The sequence below is a fragment of the Amycolatopsis sp. NPDC004747 genome, assembly GCF_053601335.1.
The window spans coordinates 62,176-77,560 of the sequence record NZ_JBSGBQ010000042.1 but is presented as its reverse complement, the minus strand read 5'-3'; the positions used below and the strand labels follow the sequence as shown (position 1 = coordinate 77,560).

Here is a 15,385-nt window from a genome sequence, read left to right as displayed (position 1 = left end):
GCCCGGCTCAAAGTGATTTGACGGCCTCAGGCGACGGGATGACCACCCAGCTCCATGATTTCTGGGCTTCGCCCGACCACCAACCGAGTCACGCAATACTCGTCTAGAGCCGCCCGGCGGCTTTCAGGGCCAGGTAGCGGTCCGCCAGCGCCGGCGGCAGTTCCTCCGGGACCGCGTCCACCACGCTCACCCCGTGCCGCACCAGGCGTTCGGTCACGCGCCGGCGCTCCGCCGTCGTGCGGGCGGCCGCCGCCGCGTCGTAGACCGCCTCCGCGTCGCCGCGGGCCGTCAGCATTTCCGCCACCCTCGGGTCCGCCACCGAGGCCACCACCAGCTCGTGCCGCCCGGTCAGCGAGCTCAGCACCGGGAACAGGCCCTCCTCCAGCGGTGCCGCGTCCAGCCCGGTCAGCAGCACGACCAGCGCCCGGCGGCGGGTCCGCTGGAGCACCTCGGCGATCATGCCGCGCGCGTCCGTCTCGACCAGTGACGGCTCGAGCGGCGCCATCGCGTTCACCAGCGACGTCAGCAACGACGCGCCCGAGGACCCCTGCACCGCCGCCCGCAGGCGCCGGTCGTAGGCCAGGAGGTCGACGCGGTCGCCGGCGCGGGAAGCCAGTGCGGCCAGCAGAAGCGCCGCGTCCATCGCCGCGTCCAGCCGGGGTGCGTCGCCCACCCGGCCCGCCGAGACACGGCCCGTGTCGAGGACCAGCACCACGTGCCGGTCGCGCTCCGGCCGCCAGGTCCGGACCATCACGTCGGCCGCCCGTGCGGTCGCGCGCCAGTCGATGGACCGGACGTCGTCGCCGATGACGTACTCGCGCAGCGAGTCGAATTCCGTGCCCTGGCCCCGGATCAGCACCGCGTTGCGGCCGTCGAGCTGCTGCAGCCGCGCCAGCCGCGACGGCAGGTGCTTGCGGCTGTGGAACGGCGGCAGCACCCGGACCGTCCACGGCACCGCGTGCGAACCCTGCCGCGCGGCCAGGCCCAGCGGCCCGACCGACCGGACCGTCACGCGCGCCGCCGTCCGGTCGCCGCGCCGGGTCGGCCGCAGGGAGGTCACCAGCGCCCGCCGCTCCCCCGCCGGGATGCGCAGCGCGTGCCGGTCCGCCGCTCCGGCCGAAGGCGGCCACGCGTCCCGCAGCTGCCCGCGCACCGCCCGGCCGCCCGGGTTCGCGACCACGAGCCGCACCTCGCACGGCTCGCCGAGCCGGACCGAACTGTCGCCCGAGCGCGCGAACGTCAGCGCCCGCACGCTGCCCGCCAGCACCAGGTCGACGCCGACCAGCACCAGCAGCACCGCGCCGATCACCAGCAGCCCGGTGGCCGACGGCAGGAGCAGCCCGACCACCAGCGCGCCGAACAGCGCGAGCAGCCCGAGCCTTCCGGTGACGGCCATGTCAGCGCGGCACGGGCACGGACGCGAGCACGCGGTCCAGCACGCCGTCCGCGGTGACGCCCTCGAGCTCGGCTTCCGGCCGCACGTCCAGGCGGTGCCGCAGCGCGGGCCGGGCGAGCGCCTTGACGTCGTCCGGGGTCGCGTAGTCGCGCCCGGCGAGCCACGCCCAGGCCCGGGTCACCGCGAGCAACGCCGTGGCACCACGGGGGGAGACGCCGATCCGCACCGACGGCAGCGACCGCGTCGCCCGGCACAGGTCGACGACGTACCCGATCACCTCGGGCCCGATCGTCACGCGCGCCACCGCTTCGCGCGCCGCGGCGAGCTCCGGGGCACCGGCGACCGCCTTCAGGCCCGCCGCCGCGAGGTTGCGCGGGTCGAAGCCCTGCGCGTGCCGCCACAGGATGCCGATCTCGTCTTCGCGCGAGGGCGCCGGCATGGTCAGCTTGAGCAGGAACCGGTCCAGCTGCGCCTCCGGCAGCGGGTAGGTGCCCTCGTACTCCACCGGGTTCTGGGTGGCGATCACGATGAACGGGTCCGGCAGCGGCCGCGACTTGCCGTCGATCGAGACCTGCCGCTCCTCCATCGCCTCCAGCAGCGACGACTGCGTCTTCGGCGGCGTCCGGTTGATCTCGTCGGCGAGCAGCAGGTTCGTGAACACCGGCCCCTCGCGGAAGGAGAATTCGCCGCTGTGCGCGTCGTAGACGATCGAGCCGGTGACGTCGCCGGGCATCAGGTCCGGGGTGAACTGGACGCGGGTGGTCTCCAGGTCCAGCGCCGCGGCCAGGGCCCGCACCAGCAGCGTCTTCGCCACGCCCGGGACGCCTTCGAGCAGCACGTGCCCCCGGCAGAGCAGCGCCAGGATCAGCCCGGTGACGGCGGCGTCGTTGCCGACGACGGCCTTGCCGACCTCGCCGCGCAGCGCGATCAGCGCGTCCCGGGCCCCCGTCGCGTTCTCGCTGGTCAAGTTCGCCCCACCTCTCGTTCCACCTCGTCCAGTTCGCCGGCCAGCCGGACCAGCGCGGGGTCGTCCGGCACCGGCGGGCCGTAGAGGACCGCGCCGACGTCGTTCGACGGCCGGCCGGTCCGCGTGCTCACCGACGCCACCAGCGCCGCCGGGTCGGCGTCCCGCGGCAGGCCCAGCACGGTCCGCAGCCGGCCGCGCGCCGCTTCCCGCAGCGTCTCACCCGCGTGCCCGGCCGCCTTCGCCCGCCGGTACAGCCGGGCGCGGCCCTCGGCCGTCTCGGCCGCCCGTACGACGACGGGCAGCGGCTCCGTGACCACCGGGCCGAGCCGGCGGGCCCGCCACAACGCCAGCAGCGCCACGGCGACGAACGCCTGCGCGGCCCCGAAGTACCAGCCGTCCGGGATCAGGTCGAAGATCGACCGGCGGGAGTCCTCCAGCGCCGCGTCCGTCGCCGTCGGCACGTACCAGACGAGCTTCGGGTGCCCGCCCAGCAGGCGCAGCCCCAGCGCCGCGTTGCCCGGTTCGGAGAGCCGCTCGTTGGTCAGCGGGGCCGGCGTGCCGAGCAGCGTCGTCGTGCGGTTCCCCTCGGCGAGCTGCAGCAGCGTCCCGCCGCCGTCCTCGCCGGGGTAGCACGAGCGCGCGCCGGGCGAGGCGTAGCCGATGCCGCCGAGCGTCGCTTCGCCCGCCGCGACCGCCGCGGCGACCGTGCACTGCGGCGGCAGGGTCCCGACGTCGCTGCGGCCGGCGCGGTGCACCAGCGGCAGCGAATCGCGCAGCGTCGCCTCCCCCGGCGTCACCAGCACGACGTCGGCGGCCCGCTGCCGCAGCGCGTCGAACCGCTTCGCCGGGGCCAGGTCCGGGTTGGTGACGAGCAGCGTCGCGGCTTCGCCGACTTCGGCCTCCGCTTCGGCGGCCGTGCGCACGGTCCGGACGTCCACACCCTGGTCCCTGAGGAGTTTCACGAGGGCGTGCGCACCACCGGGTTCGTACGAGCCGGGTTCGAGGGCGCCGTAGGCCTGCTCGCCCCGGCCCAGCAGCAACAGGGCGCCGGTGACGAAGATCAGGACGAGGAGCGCCAGGGGGATCCGGGCACCGCGCCAGATCCGGCGCAGATCCGGCGAAACCGACGTGCTCACGAGGCCGCCATGGCGACCGGCCGCTCACGGCGGCAGCGCTCGTCCAGCTCGGTGAGCGCCTGGTAAGCCGCTTCGGTCCCGTCACGGCCGCCGTAGTGGACGTCGTCGAAGAGCCGGGCGCCCTGCCGCAGCCGGTCCGCGACGTTCGGCAGCAGCAGCCCGGCTTCGGCGGCGGCCTCGTCCGCGGTCCGGCCGGAGCGGGTGTCGAGCAGCGCGCGTTCCTCCAGGGCACGCACGACGGCGCGGAAGCGGTCGCGGACGGCGTCGTCGAACCGGCCCGCGGCGGCGGCTTCCGCGGCCGCGCGGCGGTAGTCGGCCGCGCTCTTGCGCTGCCCGCCGAAGACGACGCGGCCGGCCCGCGCCGCGCGGGCGATCTTGCCCGTGCGCAGCCGGATCACCACGACCAGGACGATCAGCAGCGCGACGATCAGCACCACCCCGAAGATCCCGCCGGGGACGCCCGAGGACACGCTGTTCAGCAGCTTTTCCAGCTGTTCGCCCAGCCACTGGCCGATCTGCTGCAGGAAGCCCGGCCGCGCGTCCCGGTACTTCGGGTCCGACAGCTCCTGCTCGGCGGCGCGGCGGGCCGCGTCCCGGTCGATGTCGACCGGGACGTCACTCAGCCGGCACGTCACCATGCCTGGGGCGGCTGCACCCCGGCGGCGCGGGCCAGCTCGATGTCCATGCCTTCGCGACGCATCCGCTGGTCGAGGTAGAGGATCACGGTGACCAGCGCGACGAACGGGATCGAGATGGTGCCGGCGATGATCTGGCCGGCCGAGGCCAGCAGCAGGTCGCCGGTGCTCGGCACGGTCACCTTGGCCGGGTTGAACATCTGGCTGAACACGCCGGTGCCGAGGGTGAACGGCAGCTGGATGATGCTCTCGAAGAACGACTCGATGATCCGGGCCAGCAGCAGCACGCCGAACACCCGCCAGAAGGCGCCGCCGACGAGCTTGAGCGACCGGGCGAACGCCTCCTTGAACGTCCCGCGCTCGAGCACGAGCGCCGGGGCGGCCAGCGCCCAGAACACCCAGGCGAGCACGCCGGGGATGATGCAGAGCATGACGCCGATGGTGCTCAGGAGCGCGTAGACGAACGCCACGCCGAGCAGCGGCAGCAGCCGCGGCTGCACCTCGCGCCAGGCGATGCCGAAGGTGACCTCGCGGCCCAGCGCGGCGCGGCCCATCACCGCGGCCATCAGGCCCGCGGTGACGGTCAGCAGGAACGTCGAGAGCAGCGACGAGGAGATCAGCACGAGGAAGGCGTTGCCGAACGTGCCGAACAGGACGTTGCGGAGCTCTTCGTCGGTGGCGGCGGGGCCGAGCTCGACCGTCGAAGCGAAGCCCGCCAGGTTCGCGAGCGCGTACTTCTGCACGACGAACGTGATCGCGGCGGTGAGCACCGACACCACCGCGCCGATGCCGAGCACCACCAGCGCGTGCCGGCGGATCGAGGTGATGGCGCCGTCGAGGATGTCGCCGATGTTGAGCGGCCGCAGCGCGATCACGCCGGGCTTGCCGAGCCCGTTCGGGTTCCAGCGCGGCGGCTGGTACTGCTGGTACGGGGGCTGCTGACCGGTGAACGGCGGCAGCGCGTCCGGCCGGTAGCCGGGCCCGTGCTGCCAGCCCGGGGGCGGGGTCGTGGGGGCCGCCTGCGCGTCCGGCGCCTGCCAGCCCCGCGGCGGCGTCGCCGGTGACGCGGCGTGATCTTCGGGCCGCTTCGGCTCACCCGATCCGGGGGCGGGAGCCTGGGGCACGCCCTGGCTCGGAGTCGGCGTGTCGGCACCCTCGCCGCCGGGCGCGCCACCGGTGTCTGTCATCGAAGCCCCTCGCCTGCAGTACCTGCTTGCGGACACTCTCTCAGAGCCGGTTGCACCCGGCCAGACCTGGGGTGACGTCCGTGCGCCGTGACGCGGTGCGCACGGACGGGTGCGAGACGGCCCGTTCCCCCGATATGCTGAATGGCGGGATCGGGTACCCCCGGTCCGTACCGAGACCCTTCGGGACTGCCTAGTGACGCAACCGCCCCCCGGCCAGGTACCGCCTCGCGGAACCGTCCAGCCGCCGCCGGTGCCGGATGCGCAACCGGATCTCCCGTGGCTGGGCCGCCCGCACACCGTGTCCGCGCCGAAGCGCCGTTCGACGGCGGCGGTGATCGGCGTCTGCCTCGGCGCGGTGGCCGTGCTGGTGCTCGGGCTCGTCGCGATCGTCGCCCTCAACCGCGACGACACCCCGCTGGCCGGCCCGAACTTCCGCGACGTCCCGTCGTCGCCGGACGTGCCCCCGCAGCAGCTGCCGCCCGGCGGCGCGGGTGCCCCGGCGTCGGCGTCGAACCCGGCCACCGAGCTGTCGACGCCCAGCGCGACCGGCCCGCAGAAGATCCTCAAGCTGGCCGACCACCCGATCCTGCAGGACCCGAACGCCGGCCTGCAGAACCGCGTCTGCACGCTGCCGCCGTGGCAGAGCACGCAGGCGGGCGCGGAAGCGTTCTTCACCGCCGCCAGCAAGTGCCTCGACGCGGCGTGGGGCCCGTTCCTCGACGCCTACCACCTGCCGTTCACCCCGCCGTCGCTGCACTTCCCGACCGGCGCGAGCTTCGAGACCGAGTGCGGCACCATCCAGGTCGGCATCGCGACCGCCGCCTACTACTGCGAAAACAACCTGTACGTCCCGTTCCGCGGCCTGCAGACCGACCAGTACGGCAACAACCCCGGCGTCTACCTGGCCCTGTTCGCCCACGAGTACGGCCACCACGTGCAGGAGGTCGCCGGGCTGATGGACGCGGCCTGGCAGAAGATCTACGAGGCGGGGCAGAACAGCCCGGCCGGGCTCGAGATGTCCCGGCGCAAGGAACTGCAGGCCCAGTGCTTCTCGGGGATGTTCCTCGGCGCCCACGTCGACCAGGGCGGCACGATCAGCCGCGACATGTACAACAAGGCCTGGAACGACCAGGAGACCCGCGGCGACAACACCTCCCGCAGCCACGACCACGGGACGAACGCGCACTACGCGTCCTGGTGGCGGGCGGGCGCGACGAGCAACCGGATCGCCGACTGCAACACCTTCGCGGCGCCGTCGTCCGAGGTCAGCTGACCGGTTTGGGCCCGGCGGTCTTGGGCCGCAGCGGGATGCTCAGCCAGAGGTGGACGAACATCCCGCCGGAGAAGCACGCGAACACCAGCAGTGCCAGGCCGAGCGGACGGCGGGCGTCGGAGGCACCCATCGACGTGTCGGCCGCGGTGACGACGGCCGGGCCCTGGTCCGGCAGCACGTCCGGCACCGCGACCTCGACGCGTTCGCCTTGGCCGTGCCCGCAGCCGTCGAGGGTGCCCTCGTGGGCCTTCCCGGCGACGGTGAACTTCACGGTTTCCTTCGCGTCCGGCTTGTCGCACGACGCCGGTTTGGTGACTTCCGCCTGCACCGGCGCGCCGGCGGCGCCGCTGCCGATACCCAGCAGCCCGGGCCCGGCCAGCCAGGCGAGCAGCACGACGAGCACGCCCGCCGCGGCGGGGATCGCCACCGTGGGCCACGTGAGGGCGAGTGATCGCGGGGGCACCCGGCCATGGTTCCAGATCCCGCGGGCAAAACCCAGGTGCCCTGGTCAGCGCTCGATCTTCTCCGCCTGCGTCACCTTCTTGACGTACAGCAGCTTGTCGCCCGGCTCGATGGCGTCGGCCTGCGGGGCGTCCACGCGGTAGAGGACGCCGTCGCGGACCAGGCCGAGGACGAGGTCGGACAGGTGCCGCGGCGAACCGCCCTCTTCGGACGGTTCGACCGGCCGCTCGGCGATCGCCAGGCCCGACTCGGGCGTGAGCAGGTCCTCCATGATGTCGACGACCAGCGGCGTCGACGTCGCCATGCCGAGCAGCCTCCCGGCCGTCTCGCTGGAGACGACGACCTGGTTGGCGCCCGACTGCTTGAGCAGGTGGACGTTCTCCGCCTCCCGCACCGACGCGACGATGTGGGCCTTGGGGGCCAGCTCGCGCGCGGTGAGGGTGACGAGCACCGCCGTGTCGTCGCGGTTCGGGGCGACCACGACCGCGCGCGCGTGCTGCACGGCGGCCACGCGCAGCACGTCGGACCGGGTGGCCGAGCCGTGCACGGCGACCAGCCCGAGCGCGCTTGCCGCGTCGAGGGCCGCCTGGTCGGTGTCGACGACGACGATCTGGCCCGGTTCGATGTTCTCGTCGCCGAGCAGCGCGTTGACGGCGGACCGGCCCTTGGTGCCGAACCCGACGACGACCGTGTGGTCGCGCACCTTGGTCCTCCACTTCTGGATCTTGAACGCCTGGCGGGAGCGCTCGGTGAGCACTTCCAGGGTGGTCCCGACCAGGACGATGAGGAAGAGCACCCGCAGCGGGGTGATGACGAGGACGTTCACCAGCCGCGCGGACGACGTGGCGGGCGCGATGTCGCCGTAGCCGGTGGTCGACAGCGAGACGGTGGCGTAGTACAGGCTGTCCAGCAGGGACAGGCCGTCGCCGTTGGCGTCGCGGTAGCCGTCGCGGTCGACGTAGACGATGACCACCGTGGCCAGCAGCGCGAGCAGCGCGCCGATGATCCGCTTGACGATCGAGCGGAGCGGGCTGACCGTCAGCTCCGGCATCCGCAGGACGCCGACGAGCTCGTGGTCGGGCCGATCGGTGAGACTGCCCAGCGGCAACCGTTTGAGGGCCTTCATGCTGGCTCGTGTCGAGCGTCACTCACGCCCGGAGGATAACCGAACCGGACTCCTCGCCGCCGCGTGAAACGATGAGTTCATGGCAACCTCGCAACGGCCCGCGCACATCCTCGCCGGCGCGCTGGGCACGATGGGCGTCCTGCACTTCGCCGTCCCGAAGCCGTTCGACGGCCTGATCCCGGCGTCCCTGCCGGGCTCGCGGCGGGCGTGGACGTACGGCTCGGGGGTGGCGGAGCTGGCGGTCGCGGTCGCGGTGGCGGCGCCCCGCACCCGCCGTCTCGGCGGCCTGGCGGCGGCCCTGCTGTTCCTGGGCGTCTTCCCCGGCAACGTAAAGATGGCCGTGGACGCTCGTCGGGCGCCGGCCCCGCAGCGCGCGATCGCCTGGGCCCGCCTGCCCCTCCAGTGGCCCCTGATCGCCTGGGCCCTGAAGGTCCGCGACAACGCGTAACCCGCGTGATCCAGCGGTCGACACGCGTGATTGAAGGGTCAACTCGCGTGATTCAAGGGTCGACACGGCGGCTCGGCCCCAGCCCCGGCGTGTCGTCCCCTCAATCACGCGTGTCGACTTCTCAATCACGCGTGTCGGCTCTCTGATCACGCCTCGGGGAGGTCGCGGAGGAGGCTGCGGAGGGCTTCCGGGGTCAGCAGGTCGGCCGGGCGGATCGTGCGGTTCGCGCGGACGTAGTGGAAGGCCGCGCGGACCCGCTCCACCGGGACGTTCTTCAGCGCCGCCCAAGCCATCCGGTACGCCGCCAGCTGGACCGACAACGCCGGGATCCGGGACTCCGGCGGGACCGATCCGGTCTTCCAGTCGACGACCGTCCAGCCGCCGTCGGGGTCGGCGAAGACCGCGTCCATGCGGCCGCGCAGGGTGATCCCCTCGACGTCGGCCGAGAACGTCACCTCCACCGCCACCGGGACGCGCGCCGCCCACTCGCTCTTCTCGAACTCCGTCTGGAGTTCCTCGAAGTCGGCGTCGGGGGCCTCGCCGAAGTCGGCCGCGCCCGGGAGGTCGTCGATCTCGATGAGCTGGTCGCCGGCGAACCGGCGTTCCAGCCAGCCGTGGAACTCCGTGCCGCGGCGGGCGAAGCTGTTGGGCTCCACCGGGAGCGGACGGCGCAGGTCGGCGGCCAGCCGGGCGGCGTCGTCGGCCAGTGCGACCAGCTGGCTCACCGAAAGCCGCGACGGCAGCGGGACCCGGTGCACGTGGTCGTCCTTGCGCGCCCACTCCTCCAGCAGGACGTCGGTGTCGGTCAGCCACCCGTCCGGATCGTCCTCTTCCTCTTCTTCCGGAGACGCGTCGGGCGAAGCCAGCGCCTCGGACACCAGCTCCACGCCGGTCTGCACGCCGGTGCGGCGGTCACCGAGCGGGTCGACCGGCCAGCGCGCCGCCCGCGAGTCCGACACCAGCGGGTTTTCGTCGTCCTCGGTCGGCTCCGGCGCCCACTCGGCCAGCTGCCCGTCGCCGGTCTCGCGCACGACGCCGGCGATCTCGGTGAGGAACTCCGACGGCCCCTTCGCCCGGCTGCTGCTCTCGTTCCACCAGTGCCCGGACACGATCAGCGCGTGCTCCGACCGCGTCAGCGCGACGTAGCAGAGCCGCCGTTCCTCCGCCTGCTCCCGCTCGACGAACCCGGCTTCGTGCAGCTCCAGTCCTTCTTGGACTTCCTTGCGGTCGAACCCCTCGGCGATGTTCAGCACCGGCAGGTCTTCGGCGTCACCGCGCAGCTTGGCCGGCAGCGAAGTCGCCGTCCGCAGCCACGACGACGACCGCCGCCGTCCGGGGAACACCTCGCGCACCAGGTGCGGCACGGCGACGACCTCCCACTCGAGGCCCTTCGCCGAGTGCACGGTCAGCACCTGCACGCGGTCCGGCACGACCTCGACCTCGCCCGGGGTGAGGCCGTCTTCGGCGTGCGCGGCGGTGTTCAGGTAGTCCACAAAGGACAGCAGGGTGGCCGTCGGCGCGGTCTCGGCGTAGTCGGTGACGACTTCGGCGAACGCGTCCAGGTGCGCCCGGCCCGCCGAGCCCGGCCGGGCCAGGGACTCGACGTCCAGCAGCATGGTGCGTTCGACGTCGGCGACCAGCTCCGGCAGCGACTGGTCGAGCCGCCGCCGCAGCGCGGCCAGCTCCCAGCCGATCCGCCGGATCCGCCGGTAGCCCTCTTCGGAGTACCGGTCGGGATCGCCGGGCTCGTCGATGGCGTCGATCAGCCCGGCCTGCTCGACGCGCTCGACGACCAGCTCCGGGGTGTCCGGCTTCTCCGGGCTGGACAGTTCCCCGGCCCGCCGCCACAGCGCGGCGACGTCCGCGGCCGAGAGCCGCCAGCGGGCGCCGGTCAGCAGCCGGGCCGCCGCGCTGCCGGACAGCGGGTCGGCGAGCACCTTCAGCGTCGACACGAGGTCCGCGACCTCGGGTTCGTCCAGCAGCCCGCCGAGCCCGACGACTTCGACCGGCAGCCCGCGCGCCCGCAGTTCGGCGGCGATCGGGGCCATGTCGGCGCGGCGCCGCACCAGCACCGCGGCGGTCGGCGGCTTGCCGGCCTGTTCCTGGTGGGCGTACCAGCGCCGGGCCAGTGCGTCGGCGACCCACGCGCGTTCGGCGCGGATGTCCGGCAGCAGCGCGCACGCGATGTCCGCGGGCCCGGCGCCTTCGCGCGCCCGCAGCCGTTCGACGCCGAGGCCGGCGGCGCGCAGCGGTTCGGCGATCGCGTTCGCCAGGTCCAGGATCTCCGGCGGGTTGCGGAAACTGGTCAGCAACCCGAATTCGTGCGCGGGCACGAGCCGTTCGCCGTCGAAGCGCGGGAAGTCCGTGGTGAACCGGGGCAGGTTGGCCGCGCTGGCGCCGCGCCAGCCGTAGATGGCCTGCGCGGGGTCGCCGACGGCGGTGACCGGCATCGGCGGGTTCTCGACGCCGCCGAACAGCGCCCGCAGCAGCACGCGCTGGGCGTGTCCGGTGTCCTGGTACTCGTCGAGGAGGACGGCGCCGTAGCGCTCCCGCTCGCCCCGCACGACCGACGGGTACCCGCCGGTCAGCTGGGCGGCCAGCGACATCTGGTCGGCGAAGTCGAGCGCGCCTTCGTTGCGCTTGCGGCGGTGGTAGTCGTCGACGAGCGGCAGCAGCGCGAGCCGGAAGTGCTGCGCGGCCATGATTTCGGTGAGCTTCTGCGGCAGCGCGGCCCGCTGTCCCTTGGCGCGCGGGGCGTTTTCGATGACGCGGCACAGCCAGGTCGTGTACTCGGCGAGCTGCTCGGTCGAGACGAGGTGCTCGCCGAGTTCGCCGGCCAGGGCGAGGAGGTCGGCGGTGACGGTCGGCGGGACGCGGTCGGTGTCGAGCTCGTTGTCCCATGTGGACACCACGCGGTGCGCGATCTGCCACGACGAGGTCTCCGAGAGCAGCCGGACACCGGGCTGCACCGGCAGGCGCAGGCCGTGTTCGGACAGCAGGCGCCCGGCGTAGGCGTGGTAAGTGAGGACGGTGGGTTCGCCGGCGACCACGGTGGCCCGCAGGCCGCCGGTCGGGTCGAGGCGGTCGAGCAGGCCGGACCCGGCGAGGCGGCGGAGCCGGGCGCGGACGCGTTCGCCGAGCTGGCGCGCGGCTTTGCGGGTGAAGGTGAGGCCGAGGACGCGATCGGGGCTGACGATGCCGTTCGCGACGAGCCAGACGACCCGCGCGGCCATGGTTTCGGTCTTCCCCGCCCCGGCGCCGGCGACGACGAGCGAGGGTTCGACGGGCGCGGCGATGACGGTGGCCTGCTCGGGCGTGGGCCGGTGCAGGCCGAGGGCATCGGCGAGCTCGGCGGGCTCGACGGGGTTGGCGATGACCAGCGGGCTCACGCACACCGCCCGGCCGGTCGTGAATGGCAAAGAGGGTTGGAACCCGCTCTACCACTCACGACGCTTTTCGTGCGGGTCACGGGCCCGGCACCTGCCGTCCCTCAGGCCGCAGCGGGCAGCACCCGCGCGCCGGGCACCGGTCGCAGTCCACGTTCTCCTGCGCCTGGTAGTCCGGCCCCGCCGCCGAAGCCGCCGCCTTCTGGACCAGCTCCAGCCACTGCTTGCCGCCCACCTCGTCGAGCGGCGGCTGAGACCGTTCCGTCGCTCCCGTCTTGTTGTTCGCCTTCGCGACGTACACCAGCCGCGCACCGCCGGCCTCGGTGCGGCCTTCGATCGCCCCCAGCAGCACCGCCAGCTGGTACGCCGCGAGCTGCGGGTGCGCCTCGGCCTCCGCCCCCGACACCGGGACCTTCCCCGTCTTGATGTCCACGATCACCGGCCGCCCCTCGGAGTCCAGCTCCACCCGGTCGACCCGCCCGCGCAGCAGCACCCGGACCTCGTCGTCACCGCCGGCCGGCAGCTCGACCTCGATGTCCTGCTCGACCCCGGCTTCCTTCAGCTCCGCCCGGCTGCGCTCCAGCCACGTCGTGAAGTTCCGCAGCATCTGCTCGACGCGCCGCCGCTCCCGCCGGGAGAACCACGGCGCCCCCGCGTCGACCCGCACCCAAGCGTCGTCCAGGGCCGCCTGCAGCTCCGCGTCCGTGCTGCCGGACGCCACCGCCTGGGCGAGCCCGTGCACCAGCGTCCCGGTCACCGCGGCCAGCTGGGCCGGGTCGCTGCCGCCGTGGCGCTCGATCATCCAGCGCAGCGGGCACTTCGTCAGGATCTCCACGGTGGACGGTGAGATCCGGATCAGGTCGCCCGGCGGGTGCACCGGCTCGTCGCTGGAGGCCGGCAGCAGGCCGTACCACGTCGACGGGTGCGCACCCGGCACCTTCGCGTCGGCCAGCCGGGCGAGCTGCTTCGCCGCCCGGCGCCGCCGCGCGGGCTCGGCCTTGTCGTCGCAGACGACCTCGCGCAGCTCCCCCACCAGCTCGGCGAGCACCAGCGACCGGCCCGGCGGCTTCATCCGCGAGTCGAGCCCGCCGTCGTCGGCGCCGTTCTCCTCCAGGTCGTCGAGGAACCGGGACGGCTGCTCGTCCTCCCCCGACACCGCCGTGACCAGCAGCGTCTGCTTCGCCCGGCTCATCGCGAGGTAGAACAGGCGCCGCTCTTCGGCGAGGATCGGCGCGGTCTGGGAGACGGCGTCGTCGTCGACCCCGGCCATCAGGTCCTTGAGCCGCTCCACCCCCAGCACCGACCCGCGCAGCCGCAGGTCCGGCCACGCGCCCTCCTGGACACCGGCGACGGCGACGACCGTCCACTCGCGACCGGCGGCGGCGTGCGCGGTGAGCAGCGAGACGCCGTCGCCCGGGACGGCCGCCGGCGCCAGGGTGTCCCCCGCGATCCGTTGCGCGCCGAGGTAATCGGCGAAGGAGGCCACACTCGCGCGGGGCAGCCGGTCGACGTACCGGCCCGCGGCGTCGAACAGCGCCACGACGGCGTCGAGGTCGCGATCGGCCTGCGCGCCCAGCGAACCGCCGCGCTCGACCTGCTTCAACAGCTTGTCCTGGAGCCCGCTTTCCCGCCACAGCTGCCACAGCACCTGCTCGACGCCCTCGCCGCGTGCCACGGCCTGGTGCGTGACGCGCAGCAGCCCGCCGACGCGCCGCACCGGTTCGGCCTCGGCGTCGGCGAGCCCGGCCAGGATGTCCCCACCGCGCAGCGCTTCCACGAGCAGTTCGTCGCTCGACCGCTGCCCGCCGCCGGCCAGTTCGAGCCGGCGCAGACCGCGGCGCAACCGGCGCAGCGCCAGGGGATCCGCGCCGCCGAGCGACGACGAAAGCAGCATTTCCGCGAGGTCGATGTCGAGCAGCTCGGGCGACGGCGCGAGCTTCAGCACGGCCAGCAGCGGCCGCACCGCGGGCTGCTTGGCGAGCGGCAGTTCCTCGGTCGCCGACCCGATCGGGACACCGGCCGCGCGCAAAGCGCGTTGCAGCACCAGGAAGGTGCGCGCGGGCGACCGGACGAGCACCGCGATCTCCGACCACGGCACGCCGTCGACGAGGTGCGCGCGGCGGAGCTGGTCGGCGATCCAGCTCGCTTCGGCGGCCGGGGTCGGCATCACGCGGACCCGGACGTTCCCGCCGGTCGCCCCCTTCGGCGGGAGGATCTTGCGGTGCGGCGACGCGCCCGGCAGCGTCGCGCCGATCTTGGCCACCGCGAGCCGCACGGCCGGGGCGAGCCGGTGGGCGGTGGTGAGCGTGACGGTCCGGCTGCCGTCCGGGTCGGCGTCGGCGAACAGGCGCGCGTCGGCGCCGCGGAAGGAGAACACGTTCTGGTCGGGGTCGCCGGCCACCACGAACTCGGCCGCGGTGTGCCCGATCACCCGGACCAGGCTGGTCTGCAGCGGGTCGAGGTGGTGGGCGTCGTCGACGAACAGGTGCCGGACGCGGGTGCGCTCGCGTTCGCGCAGCTCGTCGTCGTCTTCGAGGGCCAGCAGCGCGGAGGTGACCAGCTCGGCGGCGTCCAGCGCGGGCGCGCTCGCCACGCCGAGGGCGTTGCCGCCCGCGCCCTGCAGCTGCGTCACTTCTTCGTACTGCGCCCAGAACTGCCCGGCGGCGACCCACTCCTCGCGGCCGCGGCGGCGGCCCAGCTCGGCGAGGTCCTCGGGGCCGAGCCCGCGCTCGGCCGCCCGCATCAGCAGGTCACGCAGCTCTTCGGCGAAGCCGGGGACCATCAGGGCAGGCCGCAGCTGCTCGGGCCAGTACTCGGCTTCTTCGTCGAGGTCGCCGGCCAGCAGCTCGCGGACGACGACGTCCTGCTCGGCACCGGCCAGCAGCCGCGGCGGCGGGAGCTCTTCGGCCATCGCCTCCAGCCGCAGCAGCGAGTAGGCGTAGGAGTGCACGGTGCGGACGAGCGGCTCGCGGACGGTCCGGGGCAGCGGCCGCGCCAGGTCGGGATCGGCGGTGAGCCGCCGCGTGATGTCGGCGCGCAGCGCGTCGGCGGACCGGCGGGACGTGGTGAGCACGAGCACGCTCTCCGGGTCCGCGCCCTCGGCGATCCGGCGGGTGGCGGCCGAGGCCAGCAGCGCCGTCTTGCCGGTGCCGGGCCCGCCGAGCACGCGGAGGAACCCGCCGGGCGCGGAGAGCACGCGCCGGGCGCCTTCGTCCCAGGTGAACGAGGGTGTGGCGGTGATCGGCGTGCGCACCAGCCGCGCGTCCGCCTGCGCCGTTCGCCTCGCGTTCACCCAGCGATGGAACCACGCCGGGTCCCCCGGGTGGCGCACCGGCACGCTCGAACGCGGTGAAGGCCGCCGCCGGTGCG

The 15,385-nt window shown here is 74.0% G+C and carries 11 protein-coding genes; 2 read left to right on the top strand and 9 right to left on the bottom strand.

Translation table 11 applies throughout. From position 1 onward, the window contains the following. Positions 1–103: 103 nt before the first annotated feature. Genes ACWEGE_RS41660 through ACWEGE_RS41640 form a run of 5 tightly spaced genes read right to left on the bottom strand, consistent with a single transcriptional unit; the run spans position 104 to position 5,321 of the window. Positions 104–1,396 (bottom strand): DUF58 domain-containing protein, encoded by a 1,293-nt coding sequence (locus ACWEGE_RS41660; RefSeq protein ID WP_449666006.1) that lies wholly within the window; start codon positions 1,394–1,396, stop codon positions 104–106. 1 nt (position 1,397) lies between these two features. Next, complete coding sequence (locus ACWEGE_RS41655) at positions 1,398–2,363, bottom strand: AAA family ATPase (RefSeq protein ID WP_449666005.1); 966 nt, start codon at positions 2,361–2,363, stop codon at positions 1,398–1,400. Beyond that, positions 2,360–3,499: a DUF4350 domain-containing protein gene (locus ACWEGE_RS41650; RefSeq protein WP_449666004.1), complete on the bottom strand. Its 1,140-nt coding sequence runs from the start codon at positions 3,497–3,499 to the stop codon at positions 2,360–2,362. The genes ACWEGE_RS41655 and ACWEGE_RS41650 overlap by 4 nt, the downstream gene beginning before the upstream one ends. Further along, a complete protein-coding gene (locus ACWEGE_RS41645) occupies positions 3,496–4,137 on the bottom strand; it encodes a DUF4129 domain-containing protein (RefSeq protein WP_449666003.1) in 642 nt (213 codons plus the stop codon). The genes ACWEGE_RS41650 and ACWEGE_RS41645 overlap by 4 nt, the downstream gene beginning before the upstream one ends. Next, positions 4,131–5,321 carry a hypothetical protein gene (locus tag ACWEGE_RS41640; RefSeq protein WP_449666002.1) on the bottom strand — a complete coding sequence of 397 codons (1,191 nt, stop codon included), beginning with the start codon at positions 5,319–5,321 and terminating at the stop codon, positions 4,131–4,133. The genes ACWEGE_RS41645 and ACWEGE_RS41640 overlap by 7 nt, the downstream gene beginning before the upstream one ends. A gap of 250 nt (positions 5,322–5,571) precedes the next feature. Between ACWEGE_RS41640 and ACWEGE_RS41635 the strand changes: the two genes are divergently transcribed. Continuing rightward, a complete protein-coding gene (locus tag ACWEGE_RS41635; RefSeq protein ID WP_449666001.1) occupies positions 5,572–6,594 on the top strand; it encodes a neutral zinc metallopeptidase in 1,023 nt (340 codons plus the stop codon). On the opposite strand, the gene ACWEGE_RS41630 is transcribed toward ACWEGE_RS41635, so the two are convergent. Next, complete coding sequence (locus ACWEGE_RS41630) at positions 6,587–7,021, bottom strand: hypothetical protein (protein ID WP_449666009.1); 435 nt, start codon at positions 7,019–7,021, stop codon at positions 6,587–6,589. The genes ACWEGE_RS41635 and ACWEGE_RS41630 overlap by 8 nt on opposite strands. A gap of 81 nt (positions 7,022–7,102) precedes the next feature. Next, positions 7,103–8,182 carry a potassium channel family protein gene (locus ACWEGE_RS41625; RefSeq protein WP_449666000.1) on the bottom strand — a complete coding sequence of 360 codons (1,080 nt, stop codon included), beginning with the start codon at positions 8,180–8,182 and terminating at the stop codon, positions 7,103–7,105. 79 nt (positions 8,183–8,261) lie between these two features. Between ACWEGE_RS41625 and ACWEGE_RS41620 the strand changes: the two genes are divergently transcribed. Further along, a complete protein-coding gene (locus tag ACWEGE_RS41620; RefSeq protein WP_449665999.1) occupies positions 8,262–8,630 on the top strand; it encodes a DoxX family protein in 369 nt (122 codons plus the stop codon). Between the two features lie 146 nt (positions 8,631–8,776). On the opposite strand, the gene ACWEGE_RS41615 is transcribed toward ACWEGE_RS41620, so the two are convergent. Together ACWEGE_RS41615 and ACWEGE_RS41610 are read right to left on the bottom strand one after the other, a co-directional pair. Continuing rightward, a complete protein-coding gene (locus ACWEGE_RS41615; RefSeq protein WP_449665998.1) occupies positions 8,777–12,019 on the bottom strand; it encodes an ATP-dependent helicase in 3,243 nt (1,080 codons plus the stop codon). Positions 12,020–12,095: 76 nt separating this feature from the next. Next, positions 12,096–15,269, bottom strand: coding sequence for an ATP-dependent helicase (locus ACWEGE_RS41610; protein WP_449666008.1), 3,174 nt, complete (start codon positions 15,267–15,269; stop codon positions 12,096–12,098). Positions 15,270–15,385: the final 116 nt, after the last annotated feature.

Bases quoted from the DNA above. Each gene is read 5' to 3' on its own strand.
- ACWEGE_RS41620 (WP_449665999.1), top strand. From the start codon at position 8,262: ATGGCAACCTCGCAACGGCCCGCGCACATCCTCGCCGGCGCGCTGGGC.
- ACWEGE_RS41640 (WP_449666002.1), bottom strand. From the start codon at position 5,321: ATGACAGACACCGGTGGCGCGCCCGGCGGCGAGGGTGCCGACACGCCG.
- ACWEGE_RS41645 (WP_449666003.1), bottom strand. From the start codon at position 4,137: ATGGTGACGTGCCGGCTGAGTGACGTCCCGGTCGACATCGACCGGGAC.
- ACWEGE_RS41660 (WP_449666006.1), bottom strand. From the start codon at position 1,396: ATGGCCGTCACCGGAAGGCTCGGGCTGCTCGCGCTGTTCGGCGCGCTG.
- ACWEGE_RS41625 (WP_449666000.1), bottom strand. From the start codon at position 8,182: ATGAAGGCCCTCAAACGGTTGCCGCTGGGCAGTCTCACCGATCGGCCC.